A 26374-nucleotide genomic window follows, 5' to 3' on the forward strand; every position below is an offset into this window, starting at 1 on the left:
AATAGTAAAAATTTTATGAAAAATGGTTTTCTTATTGTACGCCAGAACAAAATGAAAACCATTTTCTTTTCATTTACGCTACTCTATCTGGTTTTTTGTCAATCGTGTATGCGAATGCGAATGACGAGTAAGGAAACTAAAACCTTCTTTAAAACAGCTAAAACGACTTATATTGATTCTTCTTTGGTAATAAATGACTTTACTATTCATTACATCGAAACTGGAAATAAAAATGCTCCAACCCTATTTTTTGTGCACGGTTCGCCAGGAAGTTGGGATGCTTTCAAAGACTATTTGAAAGACACTTTATTGCTGTCTAAATACCGTATGATTGCGGTTGACCGAATTGGTTTTGGCTACAGCAATTTTGGTCAAGCCGAAGATCTCAGAACGCAATCTTACATCCTAGAAAAAATGACACAGAAAATAGCCAACGGAAAACCAATTTACTTAATTGGGCACTCGCTTGGTGGACCAACTATTGCAGAAATGGCCGCGGATAAACCTAATGATTATGCGGCACTAATAGTTTTGTCAGGGTCGATTGATCCTAAAGCTGAAACTCCGGAACAATGGCGGTCGGTTATCAAGACAAGACCATTACGGTTTTTAATACCGGCTGCGCTTCGTACATCCAATGATGAACTTTGGTCTTTGAAACGTGATTTGTATGATTTAAAACCAAAACTCCGTAACATAACTACAAAAGTGATTATAATTCACGGCACCAAAGATCAATTGGTTCCTTACAGCAATGTTGCTTTTATGAAAAGTGAATTGTACAGTGCTGAAACACTAGATGTGATTTCCATCAAAGATGCCAATCATTTTATTCCGTGGGTGAATTTTGAGCAAATTAGGGATGTACTTTACAAATTGGAATGAAAAAGCAAACCGCAAATTCACAAATTTACAATACCTAATCAGTACTAAATAATTTGCGAATTTGCGGTAATTTTTTTTAGAAAAAAGTAACCTTACGCTTTCTTATTCAATGCAGCAGTCATTTCTAAAGAAATAGCGGAACGCTCTAATTTTAGTTTACCAGACATGGTTTCGATGATAACTGTAGTTTCAGCAAGCTCAGTAATTTTACCGTGGAAACCACTTTTAGTGATGATTTTATCACCTACTTTCAAGCCTGATTCGAATTCTTTTTCTTGTTTAATTTTCTTTTGTTGTGGTCTAAACATAAAAAGATACATCACCACAAAAATTAGTATAAAAGGTAAAAACTTAGTAATCTGTTCCATAATAATTATTGATTTTAATTTTGAATTAATCCTCTTCCGGATTTTTTGATTTTGTCTTCGCTTTGGAATTCTTTGACTAAATTATCTAAAATTCCGTTAATAAATATGCTGCTTTTTGGTGTTGAATATTCTTTGGCAATTTCAAGATATTCGTTAATAGTAACCTTAACTGGAATAGATGGAAATTTCAAGAACTCACAAATTGCCATTTTTAAAATAATAGTATCTATTTCGGCTATTCTTTCGGCATCCCAATTAGGGGTTTTATTAATGTATTCTTTTGCTAGCTCGACTTCGTTAAGAACGGTTTTTTTGAACAATAAAGTTACGAATTCTTGATCTTCTTGATCTTTATATAGTCTGGTTACTCTAAATTCTTCTTTCTCTGAAAACTGATTCAGTTGTTTTAAAATTTGGGTATTCACCAACGGTATATCATCAATCCAAGTTAGTTTATTGTCTTCAAGATATTCGTATAGTTTTTCATTTGGAGCAATTAACTCTGCAAACATTGCTGCAACAAACTCTTTATCCACCTCGAAAGAGGTTTTTTTATTTTGCATATAGACTTGGTACAACTTACTTTGTTTGATTTCGTTTAAAAGAATCAAAACATAAGTATCATCCATTGCCCAATTGTTGATTTTTCGTTTCTCTAATGCAATACTTAACGAATTGCTTTCTTCTAACAATTGAAGAACAGCGTTGTCAACAAATTTTCTGTTGGGTTTTTTATCTTCCAGTGTAGCCAAATGTTTCTTGCTAGAAGCTTCTAGGAAAACAATTTCTTTCTTTCTGATTTCTATCAGCGAAGACAACATAATTAAATACAAATCTTGAATACTATCGATACTATGAAGTAAAAATTTTTCTTCTTTCTCAATTTCGTCAGAGTTTTTTTGGTGTAATGCGTAAATAGATTGCATTACTTTCACTCGAATATGTCTTCTGTTTAACACGGGTAAGAACTTTTAAAATTAACAAAGCGAAAGAAAGTCTTTCGCTTTGCAAAAATAGGAAATATTTTTAAACGGCTTATTTATTAGCGTTTTCTTTTTTTCTTTGAGCGATTCTATTTTCAGCAATCTGCATTGCAGCTTGTTGCGTCGTCATTTTATTTTCATCGGCAAAACCGAAGATTTCAAGCGTTGTATTATAGATATTCTCTGTTCTTCTCATTGCTTCACCTTCTGCATACTTTACTAATTCGCCATAAACATTGATTATTCCACCAGCATTTATCAAGAAATCAGGCGCATAAGCAATACCTCTTTCTCTAAGTATTTTACCGTGAACTGACTCAACAGCCAATTGGTTATTTGCAGCACCAGCAATTACTTTAGCTTTAATTTTATAGATGGTTTCATCATTAATTGTAGCACCTAAAGCACAAGGTGAATAGATATCAACATCAGCGCTGTATATATCGTCACCAGTGAAAATTTTAGCACCATATTTCGAAACCATATCTTCCATTTTATCGTGGTGAATATCTGAAACAAATACTGTTGCTCCTTCTTTAGTCAAATAACTAATTAAAGTTTCTCCAACGTGTCCGTTTCCTTGAACCAATACTGTTTTACCGGCTAAACTTTCTGAACCAAATTTGTATTTTGCCGCAGCCTTCATCCCCATATAAACTCCATAAGCTGTTACTGGAGATGGATTTCCAGAACCGCCTCTTTCGATAGAAATTCCGGTAACAAATTTAGTTACTTGGTTAATTCTATCCATGTCTTCAGTCGTGGTTCCTACGTCCTCAGCAGTAATATATTTTCCGCTTAAAGAATTTACAAACTCTCCAAATCGAGTGATCATTTCTGGAGTTTTATCTGTTTTGGCATCGCCAATGATTACCGCTTTTCCGCCACCAAGGTTCAATCCTGTGATAGCTGACTTGTAGGTCATTCCACGAGAAAGACGCAAAACATCATTCAATGCTTCCCATTCATTCGCATAATTCCACATTCTTGTTCCACCAAGAGCTGGCCCCATAACTGTATTATGAATTCCAATAATTGCTTTTAAACCCGTATCTTTGTCGTTACAAAAAACAATTTGTTCGTGATTATCAAAAGATAGCTGACCAAAAACGGGATCCATTTTTTTAAGCTCTGCAGGCGTTGTGATTTCTGATGTCATTTTGTAAAAGTGTTTAATTAGGACTTTACTGAAAAGTCAGCGCAAAATTAAGGCTTTATTAAATAATATTCACTCAAATCGATAATAATTGGCAATTTGTTAATAAAATTCACATAAACAAAGAATAGTATAATTTAATTATATTTAAAGATTTTAACATAAAAGAAGATATAACCCCCTATTTTATCAATTTTCAATGAAAGAACTTCAATATTTAAACAAATACTTTGTCAAATATAAATTCCACTTTTTATTAGGAATTTTGTTTACAATTGCCTCTCAAGTATTTTCTTTGTTTACCCCAAAATTGGTTAATAAATCAATCACCGTTGTTGAAAATTTTAATAAAAACGGTTTGAGCCTTGAAACAGTCAAAATCGAATTAATCAAAAATATTTTGTGGATTGTAGGTTCAACACTGATCGCTGGTGTTTTACGTTTTTTGATGCGTCAAAAACTAATCGTAATGTCTCGTCATGTCGAGTTTGATTTGAAAAATGAAATTTTTAAGCATTACGAAGTTTTAGATCAAAATTTTTACAAACGCAACCGTACGGGCGACTTGATGAATCGCATTAGTGAAGATGTTGCCAAAGTCCGACAATATGTTGGCCCAGCCGTAATGTACACCATTAATACCTTCATCAGTTTTATTATTGTAATCATATATATGTATAATGTGTCGCCACGACTGACTTTATACGCTATACTTCCCTTACCGATTCTAGCTTACATCATTTTTAGACTTAGCAAAGAAATCAATAAACGCAGTACTATTTTTCAACAATATTTGTCGAAAGTTTTCAGTTTTACTCAAGAAATTTTTTCTGGAATACGTGTTGTTAAAGCCTATGGACTCGAAAAACAGTATCAAAAAAACCTTGAAGAAATAGCTGTAGGAAGTAAAACCAAAAGTATGGATCTTGCCGGCGTGCAGTCGCTTTTTGGTCCGTTAATGATTGGATTAATTGGCATTAGTAATCTAATCGTAATCTATTTTGGCGGAATGATGTATATTGACGGAAGTATAAAAAGCATCGGTACTATTGCCGAATTCATTCTTTATGTAAATATGTTGACGTGGCCAGTGGCTTCGATTGGCTGGGTTTCCTCTTTGGTTCAAGAAGCAGAAGCCTCTCAAAAAAGGATTAATGAATTCCTGAAAATCGAACCAGAAATCAAAAATAAATCGGAAAAACAAACAAACATTCAGGGTGAAATCGAATTTAGTAACGTAACTTTTACTTATGATGACACCGATATTACGGCACTTCAAAACATTTCATTCAAAGTTAAAAAAGGAGAAACCTTAGCGATTTTAGGTAAAACAGGTTCAGGAAAATCGAGTATCCTATCTTTGATTACAAGAATGTATGACATCAAGCAAGGTTCAATTACTATTGATGGAAAAAACATCGATGAAGTTAATTTGTCCGACTTAAGAAACAGCATTGGAATTGTTCCTCAAGATTCCTTTCTATTTTCGGACACCATAAAAAACAATATTAAGTTTGGAAAAGAAGATGCTACCGATGAAGAAGTAATTAATGCCGCAAAAAATGCAGTGGTACATAACAACATTATGAACTTCAACCTAAAATATGAAACTGTTTTAGGAGAACGCGGCATCACACTTTCGGGCGGACAAAAGCAGCGTGTAGCTATTGCACGAGCTATTATTAAAGATCCAAAAATTTTATTATTTGATGACTGTCTTTCAGCGGTCGATACGGAAACCGAAGAGCAAATTCTACACAATCTACTGACGATTTCAAAAGGTAAAACTACTATTATTGTGAGTCACCGAATTTCATCGGCAAAAAACGCGGATAAAATCATTATTATCGATGAAGGACAAATCATTCAAGAAGGTTCTCATAATCAATTAGTAAACCGAGAAGGCTATTATGCAGAGTTGTATGCGAAGCAACTTTCCGAAAAAGAATTAAATTAAATGTTTGTTTTGTAACAAAATAATTACCATTTTTGAAGTATTAAGCAACACTATTAATTGACCGAAAGATTATGAGAGAAAATGATATGTTAGAAAAAGATGAAATTTTTTCTAAAGTTTTAAGAGCCGGAAGAAGAACATATTTCTTCGATGTGAGAGCTACAAAAGCGGATGATTACTACATAACCATTACCGAAAGTAAAAAGTTTACGGAAGAAGATGGTTCTTTTCATTTCAAAAAGCATAAAGTTTATTTGTACAAAGAAGATTTCGCCGCTTTCTCAGAAATATTAGAAGAAATGACTTCTTATGTATTGAACCACAAAGGGGAAGAAGTAATCTCAGAAAGACACCAAAAAGATTTTAAAAGAGAATACCATCAAGAAACTGAAACTGTGGAAGAAAAAGCAGTAACAGAAAAGAGTTTTACAGATGTGAATTTTGAAGACATTTAAAAATAATATTAAAAAGCCTAGAACTATAGTTTTGGGCTTTTTTAAATTAAAAGTTTATGCAAAAAATTATAGCATATCTCAATAAATATAGTATAATAATCAATTCTATTTGTATCGCTTTTTGGTTGTTTGTTATTTATAGTAACTATCAAACTGCCAAACTCGGAAATTCTTTTGAAGAAAGAAAAGTGTTTTTAATAGTCCCAATTATTTTCATTTTTCTTTCCCTATTCAATATGTATATGGTACAAAAAAGAAAAAAGCAGGTCTAACCAATTCGCAAACCATTCTCCACTTTCAAATCAGAAGTAAGCAAAACAATATCCTCTTCGTTTACCGAACCTAAAACCAAACATTCGCTCATAAATTTTTCAATTTGTTTTTTCGGAAAATTGACAACAGCCACGATTTGCTTTCCAACTAAATCCTCTTTAGAATACCGTTTTGTAATTTGGGCAGATGATTTTTTTATTCCAATATCTGCTCCAAAATCAATGGTCAATTGATACGCTGGTTTTCTCGCTTGTGGAAAATCTGTGACTTCTATAATGGTTCCGATGCGCATTTCTACTTTCTCAAAATCCAACCAAGAAAGGTTTTGTTCCATAAATTCAGTTTGTATAGTTTTTATATTGATAAATGTAGTAAAAACATTTTATTTGCTTATTTTTAGACTTAATAACAACCTATTATTTTCTTTATGGAAATAGCACTTTTTACCAATGAATTTCCACCGAACATCTATGGCGGCGCGGGGGTACATATTGATTTTTTAAGTCAGGAATTATCGAAATTAGCAAAAGTCGAAGTACGGTGTTTCGGAAATCAAGACGATCATTCAGATGCTATGAACGTTTTGGGAATCCAATCGTCATTGTCAAAACCTGACGATTATGATAATCCGCATATCAAAATGTTTCATACTCTGAGTAAGAATGTAGAAATGTCGCAGCATACTTTACAGGCCGATATCGTTCATTGTCACACTTGGTATACGCATTTAGCCGGAATATTTACACGTGAACTAGTGCAAATTCCGCTTATTTTGACCACGCACAGCTTAGAAACGCATCGCCCTTGGAAAGTTGAACAATTAGGTAATGGCTATTTTCTTTCGCGATGGATTGAACAGCAAGCCTACTCTACAGCTGATGGTATAATTGCCGTTAGCCAACAAATGAAAACAGATGTAATTGAAGCTTATAGAATACAGCCCGAAAAAGTAAGGGTGATTCATAATGGCATTGATCCCGAATTTTACAAACCAACATTTGACAATAATTTACTGCTAGAATACGGTATAAACCCCGAGATTCCGTTTGTACTTTTTGTGGGAAGGATTACGCGCCAAAAAGGAATTTCCCAATTATTATCGGCAGCGAAATATTTCAATACAAATTGCCAAATAGTTCTTTGTGCTGGTGCGCCCGATACTCCAGAAATAGCAAAAGAAACAGAAGCACTTATTGCCGAATTAAAAACAAAACGCAAAGGTGTCATTTTGATTTCTGAAATGGTACCCCGAGATAAAGTCAAAGTGCTTTACAGTCACGCCCGAGTTTTTGCGTGTCCATCGCTTTATGAACCTTTTGGCATTATAAATCTCGAAGCTTTATCATGCGAAACTCCTGTTGTTGGAAGCGCAGTTGGCGGAATTCCAGAAATAATTCAAGAAGGAAAAACAGGCTATTTAATTGAATTGGAAAGCATTTCGAGAACCGATTTTAATCCGAAAAATCCAGAAAAATTCCAAAAGGATTTTGCATCGAAAATTAATCAATTATTGGATGATGAAAATCTGGCAAACCAAATGGGAAAAGCCGGAAGAGTACGCGTTTTAGAGAAGTTCAGTTGGGAGTCAATAGCCAAAACAACTTTCGATTATTATAAAGAAGTCATTTCACGATTTGAAAAAGAAAAAGCATAAAACTAAGAATCATTAAATCATTAAAAAAGATGAATGACAATGTATTAGCCATTATTTTAGGCGGAGGACAAGGTTCCAGATTAGCACCATTAACAGAAAGTCGCTCCAAACCGGCAGTTCCCATTGCAGGAAAATACCGTTTAGTCGATATTCCGATATCTAATTGTATTAATTCTTCTATTCAGAGAATGTTTGTTTTAACACAATTTAATTCGGCGTCACTCAATCAACATATTAAAAACACCTATCATTTTAGCCATTTCAGCACCGCTTTTGTAGATATCTTGGCTGCTGAACAAACTCCAGATAATGTTACTTGGTTTCAAGGCACATCGGATGCGGTGCGGCAATGCATGCATCATTTTATGAATCATGAATTTGATTATGCGCTGATTTTGTCGGGCGACCAATTGTATCAAATGGATTTTAATGAAATGATAAAAGCACATCAAAAAAGTGGTGCAAGCATTTCTATAGCAACATTGCCGGTCAATGCTAAAGAAGCTCCAGAATTCGGAATTTTAAAAACTGATTCTGAAAATTATATCACTTCATTCATTGAAAAACCAAATGCGAGTTTACTCCCGGAATGGACCTCTGAAGTCAGTGACGAGTCCAAAGCCGAAGGCAAATTTTACTTGGCCTCAATGGGAATTTATATTTTTAATCGCGAACTGTTGATCGAATTGATGAAAAATCCAGACACGAAAGATTTTGGAAAAGAAATCATACCACAGGCTATTGGAAAAGAAAAAATACTAAGCTATCAATACGAAGGTTATTGGACCGATATTGGAAATATTGATTCGTTTTTTCAAGCCAATTTAGGCTTAACAGATGACATTCCGAAGTTTAATTTATTTGACAATTCGAGTAAAATTTATACCCGAGCGCGGGTTTTACCGCCGTCAAAAATAACAGGTGCTTCAACCGTTGATAAATCTGTTATTGCTGAAGGTTGTATCATAAATGGTGCTACCATTGCACATTCTGTAATAGGAATTAGAAGCCGAATAGGCTATGGCTCAACCGTTTCCAATTCGTATTTGATGGGTAACGATTATTATCAAAATCTAGAAGAAATTAGCCTCAATACGTTACAAAACATTATCAATATTGGCGTAGGAGAACGCTGTTTTATCAACAATACGATTGTAGATAAGAATTGCCGAATTGGTAATGATGTACGACTTAATGGCGGAAAACATTTGCATGATACAGACACCAACTTATATACGATCAAAGACGGAATTATAGTGGTAAAAAAAGGAGCTATACTTCCTAATGGTTTTAAGGTTTAACATAAAAAAACCGTCTCATTTTTTGGAACGAGACGGTTTTAAAAATTATTTCATAGTAACATAATTGTAGATTTTCTGTCCTTGCACATCATCTAAATGTGCTTTCATCTGCATGCGCGTTACAATGGGCTTCCATTCTTCAATAGAAAATTCCTTTCTATTATATAAATCGTGGCATTTTGCACAATTGTTTTCATATAAAATTTTACCTTCATTCAATTCTGGGGTCAGCAGTGTAGTTGCGGTTTCAGTGGAATCTACTTTCTTAACTTCTGTGGTTGGTACGCCTGATTTTGCTGCACACGAATAAATTAATGAAGCTAAAACAACTAAAGTTAGTACTTTGTATTTCATGGTTTTGTCTTTTGGTTTACGGTAAAAGTATAAAAAAACCCAACAGTTATTTGTTGGGTTTAAGTATTTAAGCAGATCTTAAATAATTTGTGTTGGATTCCGAAACAAGTTCGGAATAAGTGATTCGCTCAATTTTAAATAAAATTGGTTCTCCACTTATTTGACATCCATCAATTCAACGTCAAAAATTAAGGTAGCGTTTGGTGGAATCACACCACCTGCTCCGCTTGGTCCGTATCCTAAATAAGATGGAATAACGAAACGTGCTTTGTCTCCAACTTTTAGGAGTGCAATTCCTTCGTCCCAACCTTCAATAACTTGACCTTGACCCAATTTGAATTCGATTGGTTTTTTTCTTGGATAAGAGGAATCGAAAACTTTTCCAGTTTCTAAAGAACCTTCATAATGAACGGAGACTGTTTTACCGCTTTCAGCTTGTTTTCCTGAACCTTTTTGAATCATTTTATAACGCAAACCGCTTTCTGTTTTTTCAAATCCAGCAGCCAATTCTTCCATTTTCGCTTCTCCTTCTTTTTTAGCGTCGTCTATTTTTTTTTGACGAGATCCTTCAAAGGTTCTAAAAGCTTCAACCGCATTCCAATTTTTAGCCTCGTCTCCTACTCTTATAATCTCAACTTTCTCTAACATATCACCTTGAGCGACAGCATCCACAATATCTTGACCTTCAACCACGTTTCCAAAAACCGTATGTTTGTTATCTAACCAAGAGGTTGGAACGTGTGTAATATAAAATTGTGAACCGTTAGAAGCCGGACCCGAATTTGCCATAGCCAAAACTCCTGGTTTATCGTGTTTCAAACTTGGGTGAAACTCATCTTCAAAACTGTATCCTGGACCACCAGTTCCAATTCCTTGTGGACAACCACCTTGAATCATGAAATCTGGAATTACTCTGTGAAATTTTAATCCGTCATAATAAGGTTCTCCTTGTGGACGTGATTTATTTTCCAAATTTCCTTCTGCCAAAGCAACAAAATTCCCTACTGTTCCGGGCGTTAAATCATGTGTTAATTTTACTAAAATAGAACCTTTTGAGGTGTTGAATTTAGCATATATTCCGTTTTCCATCGTGTGAATTTTTTAATTTAGTGGTGCAAAGATACTATAATATTGTAATTTTGAGTAGCTATAAAAACGAAAACATAAGTTCTACATGGACAATTTAGATGATTACCTCGAACTTAACAAGCAAACTTGGAATAACAAAGTTGATGTTCACATTGCATCCGATTTCTATGAAAATGAAAACTTTTTAAACGAGAAGTCAACTCTCAATTCAATTGAATTGGATTTGCTTGGCAACGTTTCTAATAAAAAATACTGCATCTTCAATGTCATTTTGGACAAGATACGATTTCATTTGCAAGACTTGGTGCAAATGCTACAGGTGTAGATTTATCAGATAAAGCTATTGAAAGAGCAAAAGAATTTAATTCGAAATTAAATTTGAATGCTGAGTTTATTTGTTGTGATATTTATGATTTACCAGATCATCTTAACGAAAAATTTGATATTGTTTTTACCAGTTATGGTACTATTGGTTGGTTACCTGAATTGGATAAATGGGCCAAAGTAATTTCTCGTTTTTTAAAACCAAATGGTAAATTTGTAATGGCTGATTTCCATCCGTTTATTTGGCTGTATGACGATGATTTTAAAGAAATTTTCTATAATTATTTTAACGTAGAGCCTATTCTTGAGGAAGGTTCAGGTACTTATGCCGAAAAAAAATCTGAAATCGAAAACAAAACCATTTCGTGGAATCATCCAATTTCTGAGATTTTAAATGCATTAACTTCAAATAACCTGGAAATCAATCAGTTCAATGAATTCGACTATTCACCTTATAATTGCTTCAAGGAAATGAAAGAATTTGAACCAGGAAAATTGCAAATTAAAGCTTTCGGAAACAAAATCCCAATGGTGTATTCGATTTTGGCAACTAAAAAGTAAGCATTACTAAATTGAAGTTAATTTGATTTCAATAAATAGAGCAAATCAATAAATTTGCAATCAATTAATAAATAATAATGGAAAATTTAAAAGGAAGAAAAGCAATAATAACAGGCGGCGGAAAAGGATTAGGAAAAGCAACGGCATTAGCATTTGCAAAAGAAGGAATTGATGTTGCGATCACGGGAAGAAATGAGCAAAATTTAATTGAAACCGTAGCGGAACTTTCAGCATTTGGAGTAAAAGCGATCTATGCAACATTTGACGTTGGAAATCATAACGAAGTAAAAATCGGAATTCAAAAAATAATTTCTGAATTTAAAACGATCGATATTTTGGTGAATAATGCTGGTATTGCCGCTTTCGGAAGTTTTTTGGAAATGCAACCAAAACAATGGCAAGCAATTATTCAAACCAATCTTATGGGAATGTATTATGTAACTAAAGAAGTGCTTCCATATATTATTGAAAACAATCAAGGTGATATTTTCAACGTTTCATCTACGGCTGGAATTACTGGAAATGCTGGAACATCGGCGTATTCCGCATCAAAGTTTGCCGTAATTGGCTTATCAGAATCGTTGATGAAAGAAGTGCGGAAAAATAACATTAGAGTTTGCACACTTACGCCAAGTACCATCGCATCAGACATGTCAATTGAACTAGGAATTGCAAATAGAAACTCAGAAGAAACCGTTTTACAACCCGCTGATTTTGCGGAATTGATTGTTGCAGCCTTACATTTACCAAGACGAGCAATGTTAAAAAGTGCTTCGTTATGGTCTACAAATCCATAAAAAAATACTCGATTTACTATGTAATTGTGAACAAGATGCAGTTATCGACTTGAATACTCCTCCATATTTAAATTTTTATCAAACGGACTCTTTGTAAACGGATAAACCGCTTGCTTCATATAGCCTTTTGGATAATTCGCTTCGAGTAACCCTGTATCTTTTGGCCATTCTTTATTGGGCAGATAATACGTTCCAAACATCCTGTCAATGAAAGGAAAAATGGTTGCAAAGTTCTTTCCGTAATGATCAGAATCCTTGCAATGGTGCCAATGATGGTACTGAGGCGTTGCAAAAATATATTTCAAAAATCCGAAATTAATTCTGGTATTCGAATGAATCAATACAGCATGAATCGCCATGAAAATTACATAAACATTAAATGTAATAGTTGAAAATCCGAACACATATAGCGGAACAAAGGCCATCGAACGCGTTACAAAAATATCTATAAAATGTGTTCTTGAACCCGCAAGCCAATCCATGTTTTCTGTAGAATGATGAATGGAATGAAAGCGCCACAAATAATGATGACTGTGGAAAAATCGGTGTGTCCAGTATTGAAATAAATCGGCAATGAAAAATGCCATAAACAATTCAATTAAAAATGGTAAACTCTGAACCCAAGTGTGCAATCCTGACAGCCCCATCCAACCAAAAAATACTATGGCAGGCTGTTGCGTAATGGCTCCGAAAAACTGAATGAGTAAATGACTCACGACAAAATAAACCAAATCAGTGCGCCATTCTTCATGAAAGGTTTTTTGATCTTTTCGCTTTGGAAAAACCATTTCTATTGGAATAAAAATTACTGCCATCAGCAATAAATCCAATAAAAGCCAGTCCAATCCCAGATGCCATTTCGTTGCACCAACTGCTACAGGAGAAACATTGAATCCGCCAAGAACAATGGCTAAAGTGCAAAATACAAGGCCAATCAAAGCCCATTTTTTTTGCTTACTAACCATAAAGCTAATCAGTCCAAATAGAAAAGAAGCGATAATCGCAGCGGTTAAAAGCATCTTCATAGATTCTCCGGTATAGACTTCTCTAAATTGAGGCGTTGTCAACCATTCTGGATATTTAAAACACAAAATACCCAAAAAAGACAAAACACCCAAAAAAATTGAAGCATATCCACTGATGTATCCTTTTCCAAAATCAATATTTTCTTTTACTTCCATTAAGTGATTATTAAGTTTACGAATATATAAAAACTTCAATTTGTTCTGACTATATTTTATTAACACTACTTTACTATTTACCTTTGCACTAATAAATTTTACTTTTATGAGAATTGATATTATTACTATACTTCCTGAATTATTGCGAAGCCCTTTTGAAGCCTCGATTATGAAACGTGCTATTGAAAAAGGTTTAGTGGAAGTTCATTTTCATAATTTAAGAGATTATACGACCAACAAACAAAAAAGCGTAGACGATTATCCTTTTGGCGGTGGTGCGGGAATGGTGATGAATATTCAGCCTATTGACGACTGTATTACCCATTTAAAAAGTCAACGCGAATACGACGAAATAATCTATATGTCGCCAGACGGAGAAACTTTGAACCAGAAAATGGCAAATACGGCTTCGATGTATGAAAATATAATTATACTTTGTGGACATTATAAAGGTGTGGATCAACGCGTACGCGATCATTTCATTACCAAAGAAATTTCGATTGGCGATTATGTTTTGAGTGGTGGTGAAATTGGCGCTATTGTTTTCTGCGACGCAATTATCCGATTAATTCCTGGTGTTTTATCCGATGAAACTTCGGCCTTGACTGATAGTTTTCAGGATAATTTACTTTCGGGTCCAATATACACACGTCCGGCCGACTACAAAGGATGGAAAGTTCCCGACGTTTTAACCAGCGGTCATTTTGCCAAAATTGACAAATGGCGCGAAGACATGGCTTACGAACATACTAAAAATCGTCGTCCGGATCTCTTAAATGAATAAATAATTAGTTGACAACTGATAATGAGCCTGTTGCGTATAAAAAAATTATCAATTATTCATTGTTAATTATCAATTAAATTTTATCTTTGCCCCCACTTTGACCAACCTCTGGCGAGAACCGTGAATGTTGCTCAGATTAAAAAACCATAATTATATAAAAATGGCAAATTTAGTAGATTACGTTAATAACGAATTATCAACAAAAAAAGATTTCCCTGCTTTCGGAGCTGGTGATACAATCACTGTGTACTACGAAATTAAAGAGGGTGAAAAAACAAGAACTCAGTTTTTCAAAGGAGTTGTAATCCAAAGAAAAGGTGCAGGAATTACTGAAACTTTTACAATCCGTAAAATGTCTGGTGCAGTTGGTGTAGAGCGTATCTTCCCAGTTAACATGCCAGCTTTGCAAAAAGTAGAAGTGAACCAAAGAGGTAAAGTTAGAAGAGCTCGTATCTACTACTTTAGAGAACTTACTGGTAAAAAAGCAAAAATCAGAGAAAGAAGAAGATAATTCTAAACTCTCAGTTCATAAAAAAAGTCTCGATTATATCTAGACTTTTTTTATTCTGTAAAATTAAAGACTTAAAATCGACAATTTGACAATTAAAATCTCTTTAAATAGCAATTTGATAATTCAATCGATTTCGTAGTTAAAGTTAAATGAATGCGGTATCATTTAATTATATTTGTTTGCGATTTTTTAAAAACAAACATCACATGCCAAAGTCAAAAATTATCTATACAATTACTGATGAAGCGCCAATGTTGGCGACACATTCCTTCTTACCAATAGTAAAAGCTTTTTCAAAACAAGCTGACATCGAGATCGAAACTAAAAACATCTCATTAGCTGCTAGAATATTATCAACCTTTCCGGAATATTTATCGGAAGATCAAAAAACAAAAGACGATTTAACGGAATTAGGTGAATTAGCGACCAAGCCAGAAGCTAACATTATTAAATTACCTAATATATCGGCTTCCGCACCGCAACTTAATGAAGCCATTGCGGAGTTACAATCACAAGGATATAAGATTCCAAATTTCCCAGAAGAACCAATAACAGAAGAAGAAAAAAATGCTAAAGCTAAATATTCCAAAATTTTAGGTTCAGCAGTTAATCCGATTTTGAGAGAAGGAAACTCAGACAGAAGGGCTCCGAAAGCAGTGAAAAATTACGCTAAAGCACATCCGCACTCCATGGGCGCCTGGTCTTCAGATTCAAAAACACACGTATCTCACATGGAAAGTGGTGATTTTTATGGTACTGAGGAATCACTGACTTTAAAAGATGCCGGTAGCTTTACTATCGAATTTACCGACACTAGCGGAAACACTAAAATTTTAAAAGATTCTTCTCCCTTAAAAGCAGGCGAAATAATCGACAGTTCGGTCATGAGTATGCACAAGCTAAAGCAATTCATCGCCGAGCAAATAACAGATGCTAAAAATAACGACGTATTGTTTTCAGTTCACTTGAAAGCAACCATGATGAAAATTTCAGATCCATTAATATTTGGTGCTTTTGTTGAAGTTTTCTTTGCCCCAGTATTCGAAAAATATGCAAAAGTTTTAAACGAGTTAAATATTGACACCCGAAATGGTTTAGGCGATATTTATGCCAAAATAAAAGGCCATCCGTTAGAATCAGAAATTGAAAATTCTTTGACGGAGGCCATGGAAAACGGTCCAGCGTTAGCGATGGTCAACTCAGAGAAAGGAATTACCAACTTACATGTTCCTTCTGATGTTATCATTGATGCTTCGATACCTGCGATGATTAGAAATTCGGGGCAAATGTGGAACAAAGACGGAAAAGGCCAAGATACCAAAGCAATTGTTCCAGACCGTTGTTACGCAGGAATTTATCAAGCAGCCATTGATTTCTGTAAAAAGAACGGAGCATTAGACCCAAAAACTATGGGAAGTGTTCCTAATGTTGGTTTGATGGCTCAAAAAGCAGAAGAATATGGTTCTCATGATAAAACCTTCCAACTTGCTGCTGATGGCATTGTAAAGGTAAAAGATGCTGCTGGAAGTATTTTAATGGAACAAAAAGTGGAAGCTGGAGATATTTTCAGAATGTGTCAAGTGAAAGATGCCCCTATTCAAGACTGGGTAAAACTCGCTGTAAATAGAGCAAAAGCAACAGGTGACGCGACAGTATTCTGGTTGGACGAGAATAGACCTCACGACATCGAATTGATTAAAAAAGTACATCAATACCTTAAAGAGTACGATATAGCAGGTTTAGATATTCGCATAATGAATCCGGTTGATGCTACTAATTTTTCTCTGGAACGAATTGTGCAAGGTTTGGATACAATCTCAGTAACTGGAAACGTATTACGTGATTATTTAACTGATTTATTTCCGATTCTTGAAGTCGGAACTTCTGCTAAAATGTTGTCAATTGTTCCTTTGATGAACGGTGGTGGATTATTTGAAACTGGCGCTGGCGGTTCGGCACCAAAACATATGGAACAATTTCTTGATGAAGGCTATCTCCGTTGGGATTCGCTTGGTGAATTTTTAGCGCTTGGTGTTTCTTATGAGCATTTAGGGTTAGTTTACCACAATGCCAAAGCATTAGTTTTATCTGAAACATTAGATCAAGCTACAGAAAAATTCTTAGAAAACGATAAATCACCTGCAAGAAAACTGGGAAGTATTGACAACCGTGGCTCGCATTTTTATTTGACTTTATATTGGGCGCAAGCTTTAGCCAACCAATCCAATGATTCGGAATTAAAGGCACTCTTCACTCCTATTGCAGCTGAATTAAGTGCAAACGAAAACAAAATAAATGAAGAATTAATTGGCGCCCAAGGAAAACCTCAAAACATTGGAGGGTATTATCATCCGAACTTTGAATTGACCGATAAGGTAATGCGACCAAGTACCACATTCAATTCCATTTTATCCGAATTGAATTAAATAAAAAAGCGACTTTAATCAGTCGCTTTTTTTATTCCTTTTCTCGGATTCCATCCATTCTATTAATTTTCATGATGGCTTTGTAACCCGTATTCAAATCCCAATTCTGAGTGGTAATTAATTTTCCGTTGCCGTCAAAAAAAGAAAATTGGCCCGTATTTGGAAAAGATTCACCGACATTCAATGCTTCAATCTGAACGTCATTCAATCCTTTTTTGAGCATAAAATTATAGGTTTTAAACCTTCCTTCCAAAGTTACAACTGGCACAGCTCTTTCTCCATTTAACCAAATACAAACCTGATCGCCATCAATTGCTGAATTGTCCCTGCATGCAATGCTCAATTTTTCAGTGAAAAGTTTAAAATCTCCGAGATACATATCGCTACTAACATTTTCTCTTGTGTAACCCTCAGATTTCAATTGCTTATTCATCTTATCAGTATATTCTTGAACCGGACTCGCAAATTGCTCTTTTTCAAAAATACTTCTCTCTTCTTCTTCTTTTTTGAGTAGCGAAACACCTGATAGCAATTTATCTTTTTTATCAAAAATACTTGGATATGTTATTGATTTGGAACTTGTGGGCGCAACGTTTCCTTTTGGAGATGAAACCGGTGCGATATTAAGGGTCCTTTTAGGAGATTCAAATTGTGAAAATCCTGTAAAAGAAAATAGTAAAAAAAATAAAAAAGCATAAACTGCTTTCATGTATGTGTTATTTAGGTTGTAAAAGTATTTAAATTACAGACAAAAATTGTTCCAAATTAACCATTGATTAACAAATACTTTACAAAAAATAACAATTATGATGTTAAATTTGCATCTAAAATTCCTAATAAATTTCTATGTATAAAAATAGTATGCTGCTGTTCCTTTTTAGCTTAGTAACTTTTAGTTCGTTTTCACAAGAAAAATTTACGCTAAGCGGAACGATTTCCGATACAAAAAATAAAGAGACGCTTATTGGTGTAAACATCTACGTTGTTGAGGCGAAAGCTAGTTTAACCACCAACGAATACGGCTTTTATTCTGTTACTTTGCCTGCAGGCGAATACACTATTTTAACAAGTTATTTGGGTTTTCAAGAAACAGAAGACCAAATAAATCTAAATCAAAATATTAAAAAGAATTTTTTCCTTTCCGAGAATTCGCAACAATTGCTAGAAGTTGTGATTACCGATAATAAAAAGCGAGCAGAAATCAGAAAGCCAGAAATGAGCGTTAATAAACTTTCTATTCAAACGGTAAAACAAATGCCCGTTATTCTTGGTGAAGTTGATATTCTGAAATCAATTTTAACCTTGCCAGGAGTTACCAACGCTGGTGAAGGACAATCTGGTTTTAATGTCCGTGGTGGAAGTGCGGATCAAAACCTTGTTCTACTTGATGAGGCAACAATTTATAATTCATCGCACCTTTTCGGATTTTTCTCTGTTTTTAATGCCGATGCTATCAAAGATTTGAAGTTGTATAAAGGTGGAATTCCAGCGCGTTTCGGTGGAAGATTGTCCTCAGTTTTGGATATTTATCAAAAAGAAGGAAATAAAAACGGATTTCACATGAACGGAGGAATCGGTTTAATTAGTAGCCGATTACTTGCTGAAGGTCCAATTAACAAAGGAAAAGGATCGTTCCTTGTTGCGGGAAGAGGCTCGTATGCACATCTCTTTTTAAAACTATCCGACAATCCTAATTCGGCATATTTTTATGATTTGAATACCAAATTAAGTTATGAACTCAATCAAAAGAATAATTTGTTTTTATCCGGATATTTTGGTCGCGATGTTTTTAACATCAATGAAAGCTTCGTGAATACGTACGGAAATGCAGTAGTAAATTTGCGATGGAATCATTTGTTTTCAGATAAATTATTTTCGAACTTTTCCATGATTTACAGCGATTACTATTATGGACTAAAGCTAGATTTTATAGGATTCAATTGGGATAGTGGTATCAAAAACTACAATATCAAATACGACTTTAAACACTACTTAACTGATAAATTAAAATTGAGTTATGGCGTAAATGCACAATATTATGACTTTAATCCAGGAAAAATTGAGCCGTTAAACGCAAATTCAAGTATTAATGAATTCCAATTAGACAAAAAATTTGCATTGGAACCTGCTTTATATTTTGATGTGGACCAAAAAATAACCTCCAATTTCTCTATCAATTATGGGTTACGATATAGTATGTTTTACCGATTAGGGCAGCAAACGATCAATACGTATGCTAACAATCAAGCCGTAACGTGGAATAATGACTTCAAGATTTACGAAAAAGCAACAGCAACCGGAACGCGCTATTATGGCAGCAACGCTGTAATTGCAAATTTTGACAACTTAGAACCTCGAGTTGCCATGTCGTATTCGTTTAACGATAATCAATCGATAAAAGCGAGTTATAATCGGATGGCGCAGTATTTACACTTGATTTCCAACACACAATCGCCAACACCATTAGACGTTTGGGCACCAAGTGATAATTTTCTGAAACCGCAAACTTTAGATCAAGTTGCTTTTGGATATTTCCAAAATTTTAAAGAAGATAAGTATTCCTTAGAAGTAGAAACGTTTTATAAAAAAATCAAAAACCGATTGGATTATATTGATGGTGCCGATTTGATTGCCAATAATGCAATCGAACAAGTTGTCCTTAACGGAAATGCAAGGGCATATGGATTTGAAGTTTTATTCAAAAAAAACGAAGGTAAATTTAACGGATGGATTTCGTATACATTATCAAGAACAGAACAACAAACGACCGGAAGAACGGCAGAAGAATTGGGAATTAACAACGGAAACTGGTACAAAACGGGATTTGATAAAACCCATAATATTTCCATAGTTTCAACGTATGAACTCAATCAAAAATGGAAATTTGGATCCATTTTTACACTACAAACGGGCCAACCAGTAACCTATCCAAACGGAAAGTATGAGTACCAAGGCATTCTTATTCCTAGTTATGGATTGCGGAATGAAAACCGTCTTCCTACCTATCATCACCTAGATGTTTCGGCAACCTATACGCCAAAACCCGAAAAGAAAAAAGGATGGCAAAGCGAATGGGTTTTCAGTGTGTACAACTTATACGGTCGAAAAAATGCGGCTTCGATTTCGTTTAGACAAAATGAAGATACCGCAACAAATGAAGCGGTGAAGCTTTCCATTTTCGGAATTGTACCAAGCGTTAGTTATAATTTTAAATTTTAAATCATGAAGAAAATACTATACATAGTATCCTTAATTACTTTTTTAAGTTTAACAAGTTGCGAAGAAGTTGTTGACTTAAAATTAGATACTGCTCCGGCCAAATTAGTGATTGACGCTTCCATCGATTGGGAAAAAGGCACAACAGGAAACGAACAAACCATAAAATTATCCACTACTACGGGCTATTACAGTAATGTAATTCCGAGTGTTTCCGGCGCAACCGTTTTTGTCACAAACAGTTCGAATACCGTTTTTAACTTTATAGAGGATGTTCCCAATTCAGGCAATTACAACTGTACTACTTTTGCTCCAGTCCTTGGAGACACCTATGTTTTAACAGTAAATTATGCAGGTCAAACCTATACTGGTTCTGAAAAAATGATTGCGGTACCTGATATAGCTAATGTGACTCAAAGAAATGATGCTGGATTTAGTGGAGAAGATATTGAAGTTAAATTCTTTTTTCAAGACAATCCCTTAGAGAACAATTCCTATTTGACCCGATATAAAACACCAGTCAAAGCATTTCCTGAATTTGAAGCTTTTGATGACCGTTTCGAGCAAGGAAATTTAATGTTTGGCTTGTATTCTAACGAAGATTTAAAAGCGGGTGACACTATTGATTATACGCTTCATGGCATTTCAAAACAATATTTTAATTACATGAGAATTTTACTTGGCAACGCTGGAACTGCTGGAGGCAGTCCTTTTCAAACGCCACCAGCGACCGTTAGAGGGAATATGGTAAACCAAACCAACGAAACAAAGTATTGTTTGGGTTATTTTAGGGTGTGTGAAGTAGTCAAAACCCAATATGTTGTTCAATAATTTACGATAGTTGACGTGCGACATACGACGTAGAATTTAATTACTTTTACCAATCGAAAATCAAATACTAAAAATCAAATACTAAAATGTCTTCACATCATATTGTTCGCGATGACCAAGAACCGGCTTTAATTATTGCCAATGGTGAAGCGTGTAGTTCTGAATTATTAGGACAACTTTTGGAGTGGTCTCCAATCGTAATTGTATTAGATTCGGCTATTGAGCGAGTTTTAGAACTTGGAATTAAAGTCGATGTTTTATTAGGTGATTTTGATCGCGGTTTTGATGCCAATTATTACAAGGAAAAACAATATCCAATAGAAATCGTGCATACTCCAAATCAAGATAAAACCGATTTGGAGAAAGCTTTTGATTATCTAATCGAAAAAGGACACCAAGCGGCAAACGTAATTTGGGCAACCGGAAGACGCGCCGATCATACGATTACTAATCTTACCAATATCGTTGCGTACAGAAATCTCTTGAAAATCGTTATTTTGGATGATCATTCTAAAGTATATTTGTTATCCACAACTTTTGAAAAATGGTACACGTCTAAAACAATATTATCTTTGATACCTATTGGAAAAGTAACTGGAATATCGACCAAAAATCTTTTTTATTCCTTAACAAATGAAGATTTGACCATTGGGTATCGAACCGGAAGCAGCAATCATGTTACCGAAGACGGAATCGTATCAATAACCCACAAAGACGGCGATTTATTACTGATGGAATGCTGGGATTAAACTAAAAACTCAAAATTGAAAGCTAAAAATACAACCGAAAAAACAACTTTACATCCCAGAAATCTTCATCGATTTCACTATGATTTTGAACAATTAATCGCTGCGTATCCCTCGTTAAAAGAATTTGTTTTTATCAATGAACACGCGACAGAAACTATCGATTTTAGTAATCCGGAAGCGGTTAAAGCTTTAAACAAAGCCTTATTACTCTCAAATTATGATATTCAAAACTGGGATATTCCAGCTGATTATCTGTGTCCGCCAATTCCCGGTCGCGCTGATTATATTCATTACCTCGCCGATTTATTGGCAGATTCTAATGACGGAGTTATTCCAGAAGGAGAAACTGTTGTTGGTTTAGACATTGGTATTGGTGCCAATTGTATTTATCCCATTATTGGAAATTCGGTTTATGGATGGAGTTTCGTTGGAACCGATATCGATGAAAAAGCACTTCAGAACTGCAAGACAATCATTGGAAACAATCCAAAATTAATGGATGCCATCAGTTTACAATCACAAATAGAGTCTCGCTTCATCTTCAAAAACATAATTTTGCCCGAAGACAAATTTACTTTTACCATTTGCAATCCACCGTTTCACAATTCCGCGGAAGAAGCGGAGAAAAGTGCGTTGCGAAAAGTAAACACATTGACCAATACCAAAAATTCTAAAGCTATTTTAAACTTTGGTGGACAAAATGCGGAACTTTGGTGTACTGGTGGCGAAATCGGATTCATTACCCAGATGATATATGAAAGCGCTAAATATCCAATGCAATGCTTTTGGTTCACCACATTGGTTTCCAAAAAAGAGAATCTAAAAAACATTTATAAAATCCTAAGTAAAGTTGGTGCAGTAACAATCAAAACCATTGATATGGCTCAAGGCCAAAAAATAAGCCGAATTGTAGCTTGGACCTTTTTATCAGAAATGCAACAAAAAAACTGGAAATTCGAATGAGCATGAAAAACCCTAAAATAGAAATCACAGAAACCAAAGTGCTCTCGGATAATTGGTATACCCTACGAAAAGTAACGTATAACTATCTTAAAAATGATGGGCAATGGGAAACGCAATCCCGTGAAGCGTATGACAGAGGAAATGGTGCTGCTATTTTATTGTATAATAAGAATACCAAAACAATACTCTTAACACGTCAATTCAGATTGCCAACGTATTTAAACGGAAACGAAACTGGAATGATGGTTGAAGTGTGCGCCGGATTATTAGATGAAGACAACCCAGAAGAATGCATCAGAAGAGAAACCGAAGAAGAAACCGGTTATAAGATTTCAGCTGTCGAAAAATTATTTGAAGTCTATATGTCACCGGGCTCAGTAACCGAAATCCTCTATTTTTTTACTGCCGAATATACTAAGGAAATGAAAGTTAATGAAGGCGGAGGTGCTCCAGACGAACATGAAAATATAGAGGTTTTAGAATATGATTTTGATACTGCTTTCAACATGATTAAATCCGGCGAAATCAAAGATGCAAAGACGATTATGTTGTTGCAACATGCAAAGATTAATGATTTTATACGTTAGCCCATACCGATTGTTTGTGTTATCGCATACTCATTCAATTTAATCTAATATTAAGACGATATTTTACTATGTGTTTTAAATTCAATTATATTTATTCTATAATTAATTCAAAAACTCTATGAAACGCATTCTAACTGTTTTCCTTTTAAGCATCAGCCTTTCAAGTTTTTCCCAAGAAGTAAATACCCTTCAAAATTCATTGTCAAAAGCCAAAGAAGAACATAAAAAAGTAGTATTCTTTTTTCGGGTTCGGATTGGTGCGCGCCTTGTGTAAAATTCAAAAGAAAATATATTGATTCCGAAGAATTTACGGCTTTTGCAAGTTCAAATTTAATTGTGTTCAATGCTGATTTTCCTAGAAAAAAAACAAATGCTTTATCAAAAGAACAGACTGCTGAAAACGAAAAATTAGCGGAGAAATATAATCCAAACGGACAATTCCCTTTAATTATTTTATTGGATGAAAATGGTAAAATAGTAACTAAATGGGAAGAATTGCCCAATGAAACGGTTGCTGAGTTTATTGCTAAATTAAAATAATTCTAAGATGCAATTCAAAAAACAAACGCGCCTAATGGGAAATCAATTTGAATTCACTTTGATTGAGCAAAATGCGGTTGTAAGTGAGGAACTTTTTGAAATTGCAATCGAAGAAATCAGAAGAATTGAAGGGTTGTTGACAACCTTTTCAGAAAAAAGCGTCACGTATCATATAAATCAAAATGCCGGAATGCATCCCGTAGAAGTAAATGAAGAAGTTTTTCAATTGATTAAAAGAAGTCAATTTATTTCTAAAATAACCCAAGGCGCATTTGATTTGAGTTATGGTAGCATTGACAAACGATTTTGGAATTTTGATATGAATATGACTTCGTTACCCGATGCTGAAACTGCAAAAAAATCGGTCGCTTTGATTAATTATGAGAATATTATTTTGGATGAAAACAATCAAACTGTATTTCTAAAAAATAAGGGCATGCGGATTGGTTTTGGTGGAATCGGAAAAGGATATGCTGCTGAAATGGCAAAGAAAACATTAGTAGAAAATAAAGTCAAAAACGGAATCGTAAATGCTTCCGGAGATTTATCCGCTTGGGGTTATCAAGAAAATGGTGAACCATGGACCATTGGCGTTGCTGATCCCAATCAGAAAAAAACACTTTTCTCTACCTTTAAAATTACCGATAAAGCAGTCGCAACTTCTGGAAATTATGAAAAATTTGTACTGATTAATAACAAAAGATACTCGCATACCATCGATCCGAAAACAGGTTTTCCAGTTTCGGGAATAAAAAGTGTAACTATTATTGCTGATAATGCCGAAATCGCTGATGCCCTTGCAACGCCTGTGACTGTTATGGGAATTGACGTCGGAATGGATTTCATCAACCAATTAAAAACCATAGGCTGTATCATTATTGATGATCATGACAAAACCTATTTTTCGAAAAATATCACTATTACCTAAACTGCATACTTATGAAAAAAATCTTTTTAATCGTGGTTGTACTCTCTTCGCTTACTTCGTGCAAGCCAGTTAAAGAATACCAAAAAGCAAAAATAAATGATGCCGAAATGGTATTAACATCAAAAAAAACGGAAAAATTTGAAAACACTTTTCAACTTTACCGAGAAGGAAGTTCCGGTGCAAATGGCGGAAAAACTGGCGGTGGTTGTGGTTGTAATTAATAATCTGAAAAAATGAAAAAAAGAGTAATTTCTGTGGCATTTCTCGCCGTTCTGTTTTCGTTTCAGGCAAAAGCACAAAACGATACACTATCCGAAAACTATAAGAAGCAAAAACTGAAAATTGAAGAGATCAATTTCGTTTCGAGTTATTATAAACAAGACGGAAATAATTCGGCAGTAACCGGAGGCGTTGGAACCGAAAAACTAACCGATGTCGCAACCACTCTTGAAGTCATTTTATCAAAAAAAGACAAAAAGAATAACGTTCACAGCTTTGATTTAAGTTTGGGTGTCGACAGTTATACGTCGGCGTCCTAAGACAATATTGATCCGAGCACAATTACTTCTGCTTCTTATCAAGACATCAGAATATATCCGTCAGCGGATTACAGTTATCGAAATGTAGAAAAAAAGTATAGCATGAATGCCGGTGTTTCTTTCTCAGCCGAGTATGATTACACTTCAATAGGAGGCAATATCGGATACACCAAAATTTCAAAAGATAACAACAGAGAATTTTCGGTTAAAGGAATGGCCTTTTTTGACACTTGGAAAGTTATTCTACCAATAGAACTTCGGAATAATCCATCCGATAATGAAGCTAATCATTTGGATACCAAACCGAGAACTTCCTATAATTTAGGCTTTACGTTATCGCAAGTTATTAATAAGAATTTCCAAATTGCACTTTTAGCGGATGTTGGTTACCAAGAAGGTTTATTGGCAACCAAATTTAACCGAGTGTATTTTGATGACTTATCTGTAAACTCAGAAAAATTACCTTCCACTCGATTTAAAATTCCTGTTGGTTTAAGAGCAAATTACTTCGTAACGGATCGCATTGTGATGCGTACCTTTTACCGATATTATTATGATAATTGGGGAATCAACTCGCATACGTTCAGTTTTGAACCAAGCATAAAGTTAACTGCATTTTCATCCGTATCATTGCCGTATCGATTTTATGCACAAAGCGAAGCGAAGTACTTTAAGCCCATTTATCAGCACCAAGAAAATACTGAATATTACACCAGCGATTATGATTTATCTAAATTCAGCAGCAATATGATTGGATTAGGCTATCATTTAACCGATAGTGATAAAGGCATTTTTAACATCAAACGCATTCATAGTTTGGAATTGCGGTACGGTTATTATACCCGAAATAATGGCTTGAATTCACACATCATTACGTTGGCGCTGCAATTTAAATAGGCGTGTAATTTAAAATATAAGACGAAGTTAAAAGTATAATAATGTAAACTTTTAACTTCGTAACT

General features: G+C 34.6%; 28 protein-coding genes and 1 pseudogene. 21 read left to right on the top strand and 8 right to left on the bottom strand.

Translation table 11 applies throughout. The features are described 5' to 3' along the window. Positions 1-51 precede the first annotated feature (51 nt). Positions 52-885: an alpha/beta hydrolase gene (locus tag PSU83_RS00240; RefSeq protein ID WP_300585412.1), complete on the top strand. Its 834-nt coding sequence runs from the start codon at positions 52-54 to the stop codon at positions 883-885. A gap of 92 nt (positions 886-977) precedes the next feature. On the opposite strand, the gene yajC is transcribed toward PSU83_RS00240, so the two are convergent. The 3 genes from yajC to PSU83_RS00255 all read right to left on the bottom strand — a co-directional run bounded on the left by yajC (position 978) and on the right by PSU83_RS00255 (position 3395). Beyond that, positions 978-1253, bottom strand: coding sequence for a preprotein translocase subunit YajC (yajC, locus tag PSU83_RS00245; protein ID WP_300585415.1), 276 nt, complete (start codon positions 1251-1253; stop codon positions 978-980). Between the two features lie 14 nt (positions 1254-1267). Beyond that, complete coding sequence (gene nusB / locus PSU83_RS00250; protein WP_300585495.1) at positions 1268-2179, bottom strand: transcription antitermination factor NusB; 912 nt, start codon at positions 2177-2179, stop codon at positions 1268-1270. A 109-nt stretch (positions 2180-2288) separates the two neighbouring features. Continuing rightward, the gene (locus PSU83_RS00255; protein ID WP_300585417.1) at positions 2289-3395 is read right to left on the bottom strand and encodes a Glu/Leu/Phe/Val dehydrogenase; all 1107 of its coding nucleotides are present in this window, start codon (positions 3393-3395) and stop codon (positions 2289-2291) included. Positions 3396-3591: 196 nt separating this feature from the next. Here PSU83_RS00255 and PSU83_RS00260 point away from each other — a divergent pair, with 196 nt between their 5' ends. Further along, positions 3592-5349: an ABC transporter ATP-binding protein gene (locus PSU83_RS00260; RefSeq protein ID WP_300585419.1), complete on the top strand. Its 1758-nt coding sequence runs from the start codon at positions 3592-3594 to the stop codon at positions 5347-5349. Between the two features lie 71 nt (positions 5350-5420). Further along, complete coding sequence (locus PSU83_RS00265; RefSeq protein WP_300585421.1) at positions 5421-5804, top strand: PUR family DNA/RNA-binding protein; 384 nt, start codon at positions 5421-5423, stop codon at positions 5802-5804. A gap of 268 nt (positions 5805-6072) precedes the next feature. On the opposite strand, the gene PSU83_RS00270 is transcribed toward PSU83_RS00265, so the two are convergent. Next, entirely contained in the window at positions 6073-6411 is a 339-nt protein-coding gene (locus PSU83_RS00270) for a tRNA-binding protein (protein ID WP_300585423.1), read from the bottom strand. 93 nt (positions 6412-6504) lie between these two features. Between PSU83_RS00270 and glgA the strand changes: the two genes are divergently transcribed. Continuing rightward, positions 6505-7731, top strand: coding sequence for a glycogen synthase (glgA, locus tag PSU83_RS00275; RefSeq protein WP_300585426.1), 1227 nt, complete (start codon positions 6505-6507; stop codon positions 7729-7731). A 29-nt stretch (positions 7732-7760) separates the two neighbouring features. Beyond that, complete coding sequence (locus PSU83_RS00280) at positions 7761-9032, top strand: glucose-1-phosphate adenylyltransferase (protein ID WP_300585429.1); 1272 nt, start codon at positions 7761-7763, stop codon at positions 9030-9032. A 45-nt stretch (positions 9033-9077) separates the two neighbouring features. Here the strand turns inward: PSU83_RS00280 and PSU83_RS00285 are convergent, their stop codons facing one another. Next, positions 9078-9386 (bottom strand): cytochrome c, encoded by a 309-nt coding sequence (locus PSU83_RS00285; protein ID WP_300585432.1) that lies wholly within the window; start codon positions 9384-9386, stop codon positions 9078-9080. Between the two features lie 156 nt (positions 9387-9542). Continuing rightward, a complete protein-coding gene (locus PSU83_RS00290; RefSeq protein ID WP_300585434.1) occupies positions 9543-10475 on the bottom strand; it encodes a peptidylprolyl isomerase in 933 nt (310 codons plus the stop codon). 85 nt (positions 10476-10560) lie between these two features. Here PSU83_RS00290 and PSU83_RS00295 point away from each other — a divergent pair. Continuing rightward, positions 10561-11360: pseudogene (locus PSU83_RS00295) on the top strand (class I SAM-dependent methyltransferase). A 77-nt stretch (positions 11361-11437) separates the two neighbouring features. Further along, positions 11438-12157, top strand: a complete 720-nt coding sequence (locus PSU83_RS00300; protein ID WP_300585437.1) for a 3-ketoacyl-ACP reductase — start codon at positions 11438-11440, stop codon at positions 12155-12157. Positions 12158-12198: 41 nt separating this feature from the next. Here the strand turns inward: PSU83_RS00300 and PSU83_RS00305 are convergent, their stop codons facing one another. Beyond that, complete coding sequence (locus PSU83_RS00305; RefSeq protein ID WP_300585440.1) at positions 12199-13338, bottom strand: sterol desaturase family protein; 1140 nt, start codon at positions 13336-13338, stop codon at positions 12199-12201. Between the two features lie 106 nt (positions 13339-13444). On the opposite strand from PSU83_RS00305, the gene trmD reads away from it, so the two are divergent. The 3 genes from trmD (at position 13445) to PSU83_RS00320 (ending at position 17059) form a co-directional block, all read left to right on the top strand. Then, positions 13445-14122, top strand: a complete 678-nt coding sequence (gene trmD, locus PSU83_RS00310) for a tRNA (guanosine(37)-N1)-methyltransferase TrmD (protein WP_300585443.1) — start codon at positions 13445-13447, stop codon at positions 14120-14122. A gap of 160 nt (positions 14123-14282) precedes the next feature. Beyond that, positions 14283-14633 carry a 50S ribosomal protein L19 gene (gene rplS / locus PSU83_RS00315; protein WP_300585445.1) on the top strand — a complete coding sequence of 117 codons (351 nt, stop codon included), beginning with the start codon at positions 14283-14285 and terminating at the stop codon, positions 14631-14633. Between the two features lie 206 nt (positions 14634-14839). Further along, positions 14840-17059, top strand: coding sequence for an NADP-dependent isocitrate dehydrogenase (locus PSU83_RS00320; RefSeq protein ID WP_300585447.1), 2220 nt, complete (start codon positions 14840-14842; stop codon positions 17057-17059). A gap of 31 nt (positions 17060-17090) precedes the next feature. Here the strand turns inward: PSU83_RS00320 and PSU83_RS00325 are convergent, their stop codons facing one another. After that, positions 17091-17768, bottom strand: a complete 678-nt coding sequence (locus tag PSU83_RS00325; protein WP_300585449.1) for a hypothetical protein — start codon at positions 17766-17768, stop codon at positions 17091-17093. 137 nt (positions 17769-17905) lie between these two features. Here PSU83_RS00325 and PSU83_RS00330 point away from each other — a divergent pair, with 137 nt between their 5' ends. The 11 genes from PSU83_RS00330 to PSU83_RS00380 all read left to right on the top strand — a co-directional run bounded on the left by PSU83_RS00330 (position 17906) and on the right by PSU83_RS00380 (position 26309). Next, on the top strand, positions 17906-20278 hold the full coding sequence (locus tag PSU83_RS00330; protein ID WP_300585451.1) for a TonB-dependent receptor: 2373 nt from the start codon (positions 17906-17908) through the stop codon (positions 20276-20278). 3 nt (positions 20279-20281) lie between these two features. Further along, on the top strand, positions 20282-21106 hold the full coding sequence (locus PSU83_RS00335) for a DUF4249 family protein (protein WP_300585453.1): 825 nt from the start codon (positions 20282-20284) through the stop codon (positions 21104-21106). 86 nt (positions 21107-21192) lie between these two features. Continuing rightward, positions 21193-21855, top strand: a complete 663-nt coding sequence (locus PSU83_RS00340) for a thiamine diphosphokinase (protein ID WP_300585455.1) — start codon at positions 21193-21195, stop codon at positions 21853-21855. 15 nt (positions 21856-21870) lie between these two features. After that, complete coding sequence (gene rlmF / locus PSU83_RS00345; RefSeq protein ID WP_300585457.1) at positions 21871-22818, top strand: 23S rRNA (adenine(1618)-N(6))-methyltransferase RlmF; 948 nt, start codon at positions 21871-21873, stop codon at positions 22816-22818. A 2-nt stretch (positions 22819-22820) separates the two neighbouring features. Then, positions 22821-23405, top strand: a complete 585-nt coding sequence (nudK, locus tag PSU83_RS00350; RefSeq protein WP_300585460.1) for a GDP-mannose pyrophosphatase NudK — start codon at positions 22821-22823, stop codon at positions 23403-23405. Positions 23406-23523: 118 nt separating this feature from the next. After that, positions 23524-23679 (top strand): hypothetical protein, encoded by a 156-nt coding sequence (locus PSU83_RS00355; protein WP_300585462.1) that lies wholly within the window; start codon positions 23524-23526, stop codon positions 23677-23679. Between the two features lie 17 nt (positions 23680-23696). Further along, entirely contained in the window at positions 23697-23945 is a 249-nt protein-coding gene (locus tag PSU83_RS00360) for a hypothetical protein (RefSeq protein WP_300585497.1), read from the top strand. A gap of 7 nt (positions 23946-23952) precedes the next feature. Then, positions 23953-24873, top strand: coding sequence for an FAD:protein FMN transferase (locus tag PSU83_RS00365; protein ID WP_300585464.1), 921 nt, complete (start codon positions 23953-23955; stop codon positions 24871-24873). Positions 24874-24884: 11 nt separating this feature from the next. Beyond that, the gene (locus tag PSU83_RS00370; protein WP_300585466.1) at positions 24885-25094 is read left to right on the top strand and encodes a DUF4266 domain-containing protein; all 210 of its coding nucleotides are present in this window, start codon (positions 24885-24887) and stop codon (positions 25092-25094) included. Between the two features lie 12 nt (positions 25095-25106). After that, positions 25107-25412, top strand: coding sequence for a hypothetical protein (locus tag PSU83_RS00375; RefSeq protein WP_300585468.1), 306 nt, complete (start codon positions 25107-25109; stop codon positions 25410-25412). Positions 25413-25433: 21 nt separating this feature from the next. After that, positions 25434-26309: a DUF3570 domain-containing protein gene (locus PSU83_RS00380; protein ID WP_300585498.1), complete on the top strand. Its 876-nt coding sequence runs from the start codon at positions 25434-25436 to the stop codon at positions 26307-26309. Positions 26310-26374: the final 65 nt, after the last annotated feature.

Origin of the sequence: Flavobacterium sp. (assembly GCF_029945805.1) — a bacterium.
Taxonomy (GTDB): domain Bacteria; phylum Bacteroidota; class Bacteroidia; order Flavobacteriales; family Flavobacteriaceae; genus Flavobacterium.

What these genes read in the sequence shown, in the direction of transcription:
- PSU83_RS00320 (WP_300585447.1), top strand. Translation starts at nt 14,840, where the DNA reads ATGCCAAAGTCAAAAATTATCTATACAATTACTGATGAAGCGCCAATG.
- PSU83_RS00240 (WP_300585412.1), top strand. Translation starts at nt 52, where the DNA reads ATGAAAACCATTTTCTTTTCATTTACGCTACTCTATCTGGTTTTTTGT.
- PSU83_RS00370 (WP_300585466.1), top strand. Translation starts at nt 24,885, where the DNA reads ATGAAAAAAATCTTTTTAATCGTGGTTGTACTCTCTTCGCTTACTTCG.
- PSU83_RS00325 (WP_300585449.1), bottom strand. Translation starts at nt 17,768, where the DNA reads ATGAAAGCAGTTTATGCTTTTTTATTTTTTTTACTATTTTCTTTTACA.
- PSU83_RS00260 (WP_300585419.1), top strand. Translation starts at nt 3,592, where the DNA reads ATGAAAGAACTTCAATATTTAAACAAATACTTTGTCAAATATAAATTC.
- glgA (WP_300585426.1), top strand. Translation starts at nt 6,505, where the DNA reads ATGGAAATAGCACTTTTTACCAATGAATTTCCACCGAACATCTATGGC.
- nusB (WP_300585495.1), bottom strand. Translation starts at nt 2,179, where the DNA reads ATGCAATCTATTTACGCATTACACCAAAAAAACTCTGACGAAATTGAG.
- PSU83_RS00330 (WP_300585451.1), top strand. Translation starts at nt 17,906, where the DNA reads ATGTATAAAAATAGTATGCTGCTGTTCCTTTTTAGCTTAGTAACTTTT.
- PSU83_RS00255 (WP_300585417.1), bottom strand. Translation starts at nt 3,395, where the DNA reads ATGACATCAGAAATCACAACGCCTGCAGAGCTTAAAAAAATGGATCCC.
- PSU83_RS00305 (WP_300585440.1), bottom strand. Translation starts at nt 13,338, where the DNA reads ATGGAAGTAAAAGAAAATATTGATTTTGGAAAAGGATACATCAGTGGA.
- trmD (WP_300585443.1), top strand. Translation starts at nt 13,445, where the DNA reads ATGAGAATTGATATTATTACTATACTTCCTGAATTATTGCGAAGCCCT.
- PSU83_RS00290 (WP_300585434.1), bottom strand. Translation starts at nt 10,475, where the DNA reads ATGGAAAACGGAATATATGCTAAATTCAACACCTCAAAAGGTTCTATT.
- PSU83_RS00365 (WP_300585464.1), top strand. Translation starts at nt 23,953, where the DNA reads ATGCAATTCAAAAAACAAACGCGCCTAATGGGAAATCAATTTGAATTC.
- rplS (WP_300585445.1), top strand. Translation starts at nt 14,283, where the DNA reads ATGGCAAATTTAGTAGATTACGTTAATAACGAATTATCAACAAAAAAA.
- yajC (WP_300585415.1), bottom strand. Translation starts at nt 1,253, where the DNA reads ATGGAACAGATTACTAAGTTTTTACCTTTTATACTAATTTTTGTGGTG.
- nudK (WP_300585460.1), top strand. Translation starts at nt 22,821, where the DNA reads ATGAAAAACCCTAAAATAGAAATCACAGAAACCAAAGTGCTCTCGGAT.
- PSU83_RS00355 (WP_300585462.1), top strand. Translation starts at nt 23,524, where the DNA reads ATGAAACGCATTCTAACTGTTTTCCTTTTAAGCATCAGCCTTTCAAGT.
- PSU83_RS00375 (WP_300585468.1), top strand. Translation starts at nt 25,107, where the DNA reads ATGAAAAAAAGAGTAATTTCTGTGGCATTTCTCGCCGTTCTGTTTTCG.
- PSU83_RS00285 (WP_300585432.1), bottom strand. Translation starts at nt 9,386, where the DNA reads ATGAAATACAAAGTACTAACTTTAGTTGTTTTAGCTTCATTAATTTAT.
- PSU83_RS00340 (WP_300585455.1), top strand. Translation starts at nt 21,193, where the DNA reads ATGTCTTCACATCATATTGTTCGCGATGACCAAGAACCGGCTTTAATT.
- PSU83_RS00270 (WP_300585423.1), bottom strand. Translation starts at nt 6,411, where the DNA reads ATGGAACAAAACCTTTCTTGGTTGGATTTTGAGAAAGTAGAAATGCGC.
- PSU83_RS00335 (WP_300585453.1), top strand. Translation starts at nt 20,282, where the DNA reads ATGAAGAAAATACTATACATAGTATCCTTAATTACTTTTTTAAGTTTA.
- PSU83_RS00265 (WP_300585421.1), top strand. Translation starts at nt 5,421, where the DNA reads ATGAGAGAAAATGATATGTTAGAAAAAGATGAAATTTTTTCTAAAGTT.
- PSU83_RS00280 (WP_300585429.1), top strand. Translation starts at nt 7,761, where the DNA reads ATGAATGACAATGTATTAGCCATTATTTTAGGCGGAGGACAAGGTTCC.
- PSU83_RS00300 (WP_300585437.1), top strand. Translation starts at nt 11,438, where the DNA reads ATGGAAAATTTAAAAGGAAGAAAAGCAATAATAACAGGCGGCGGAAAA.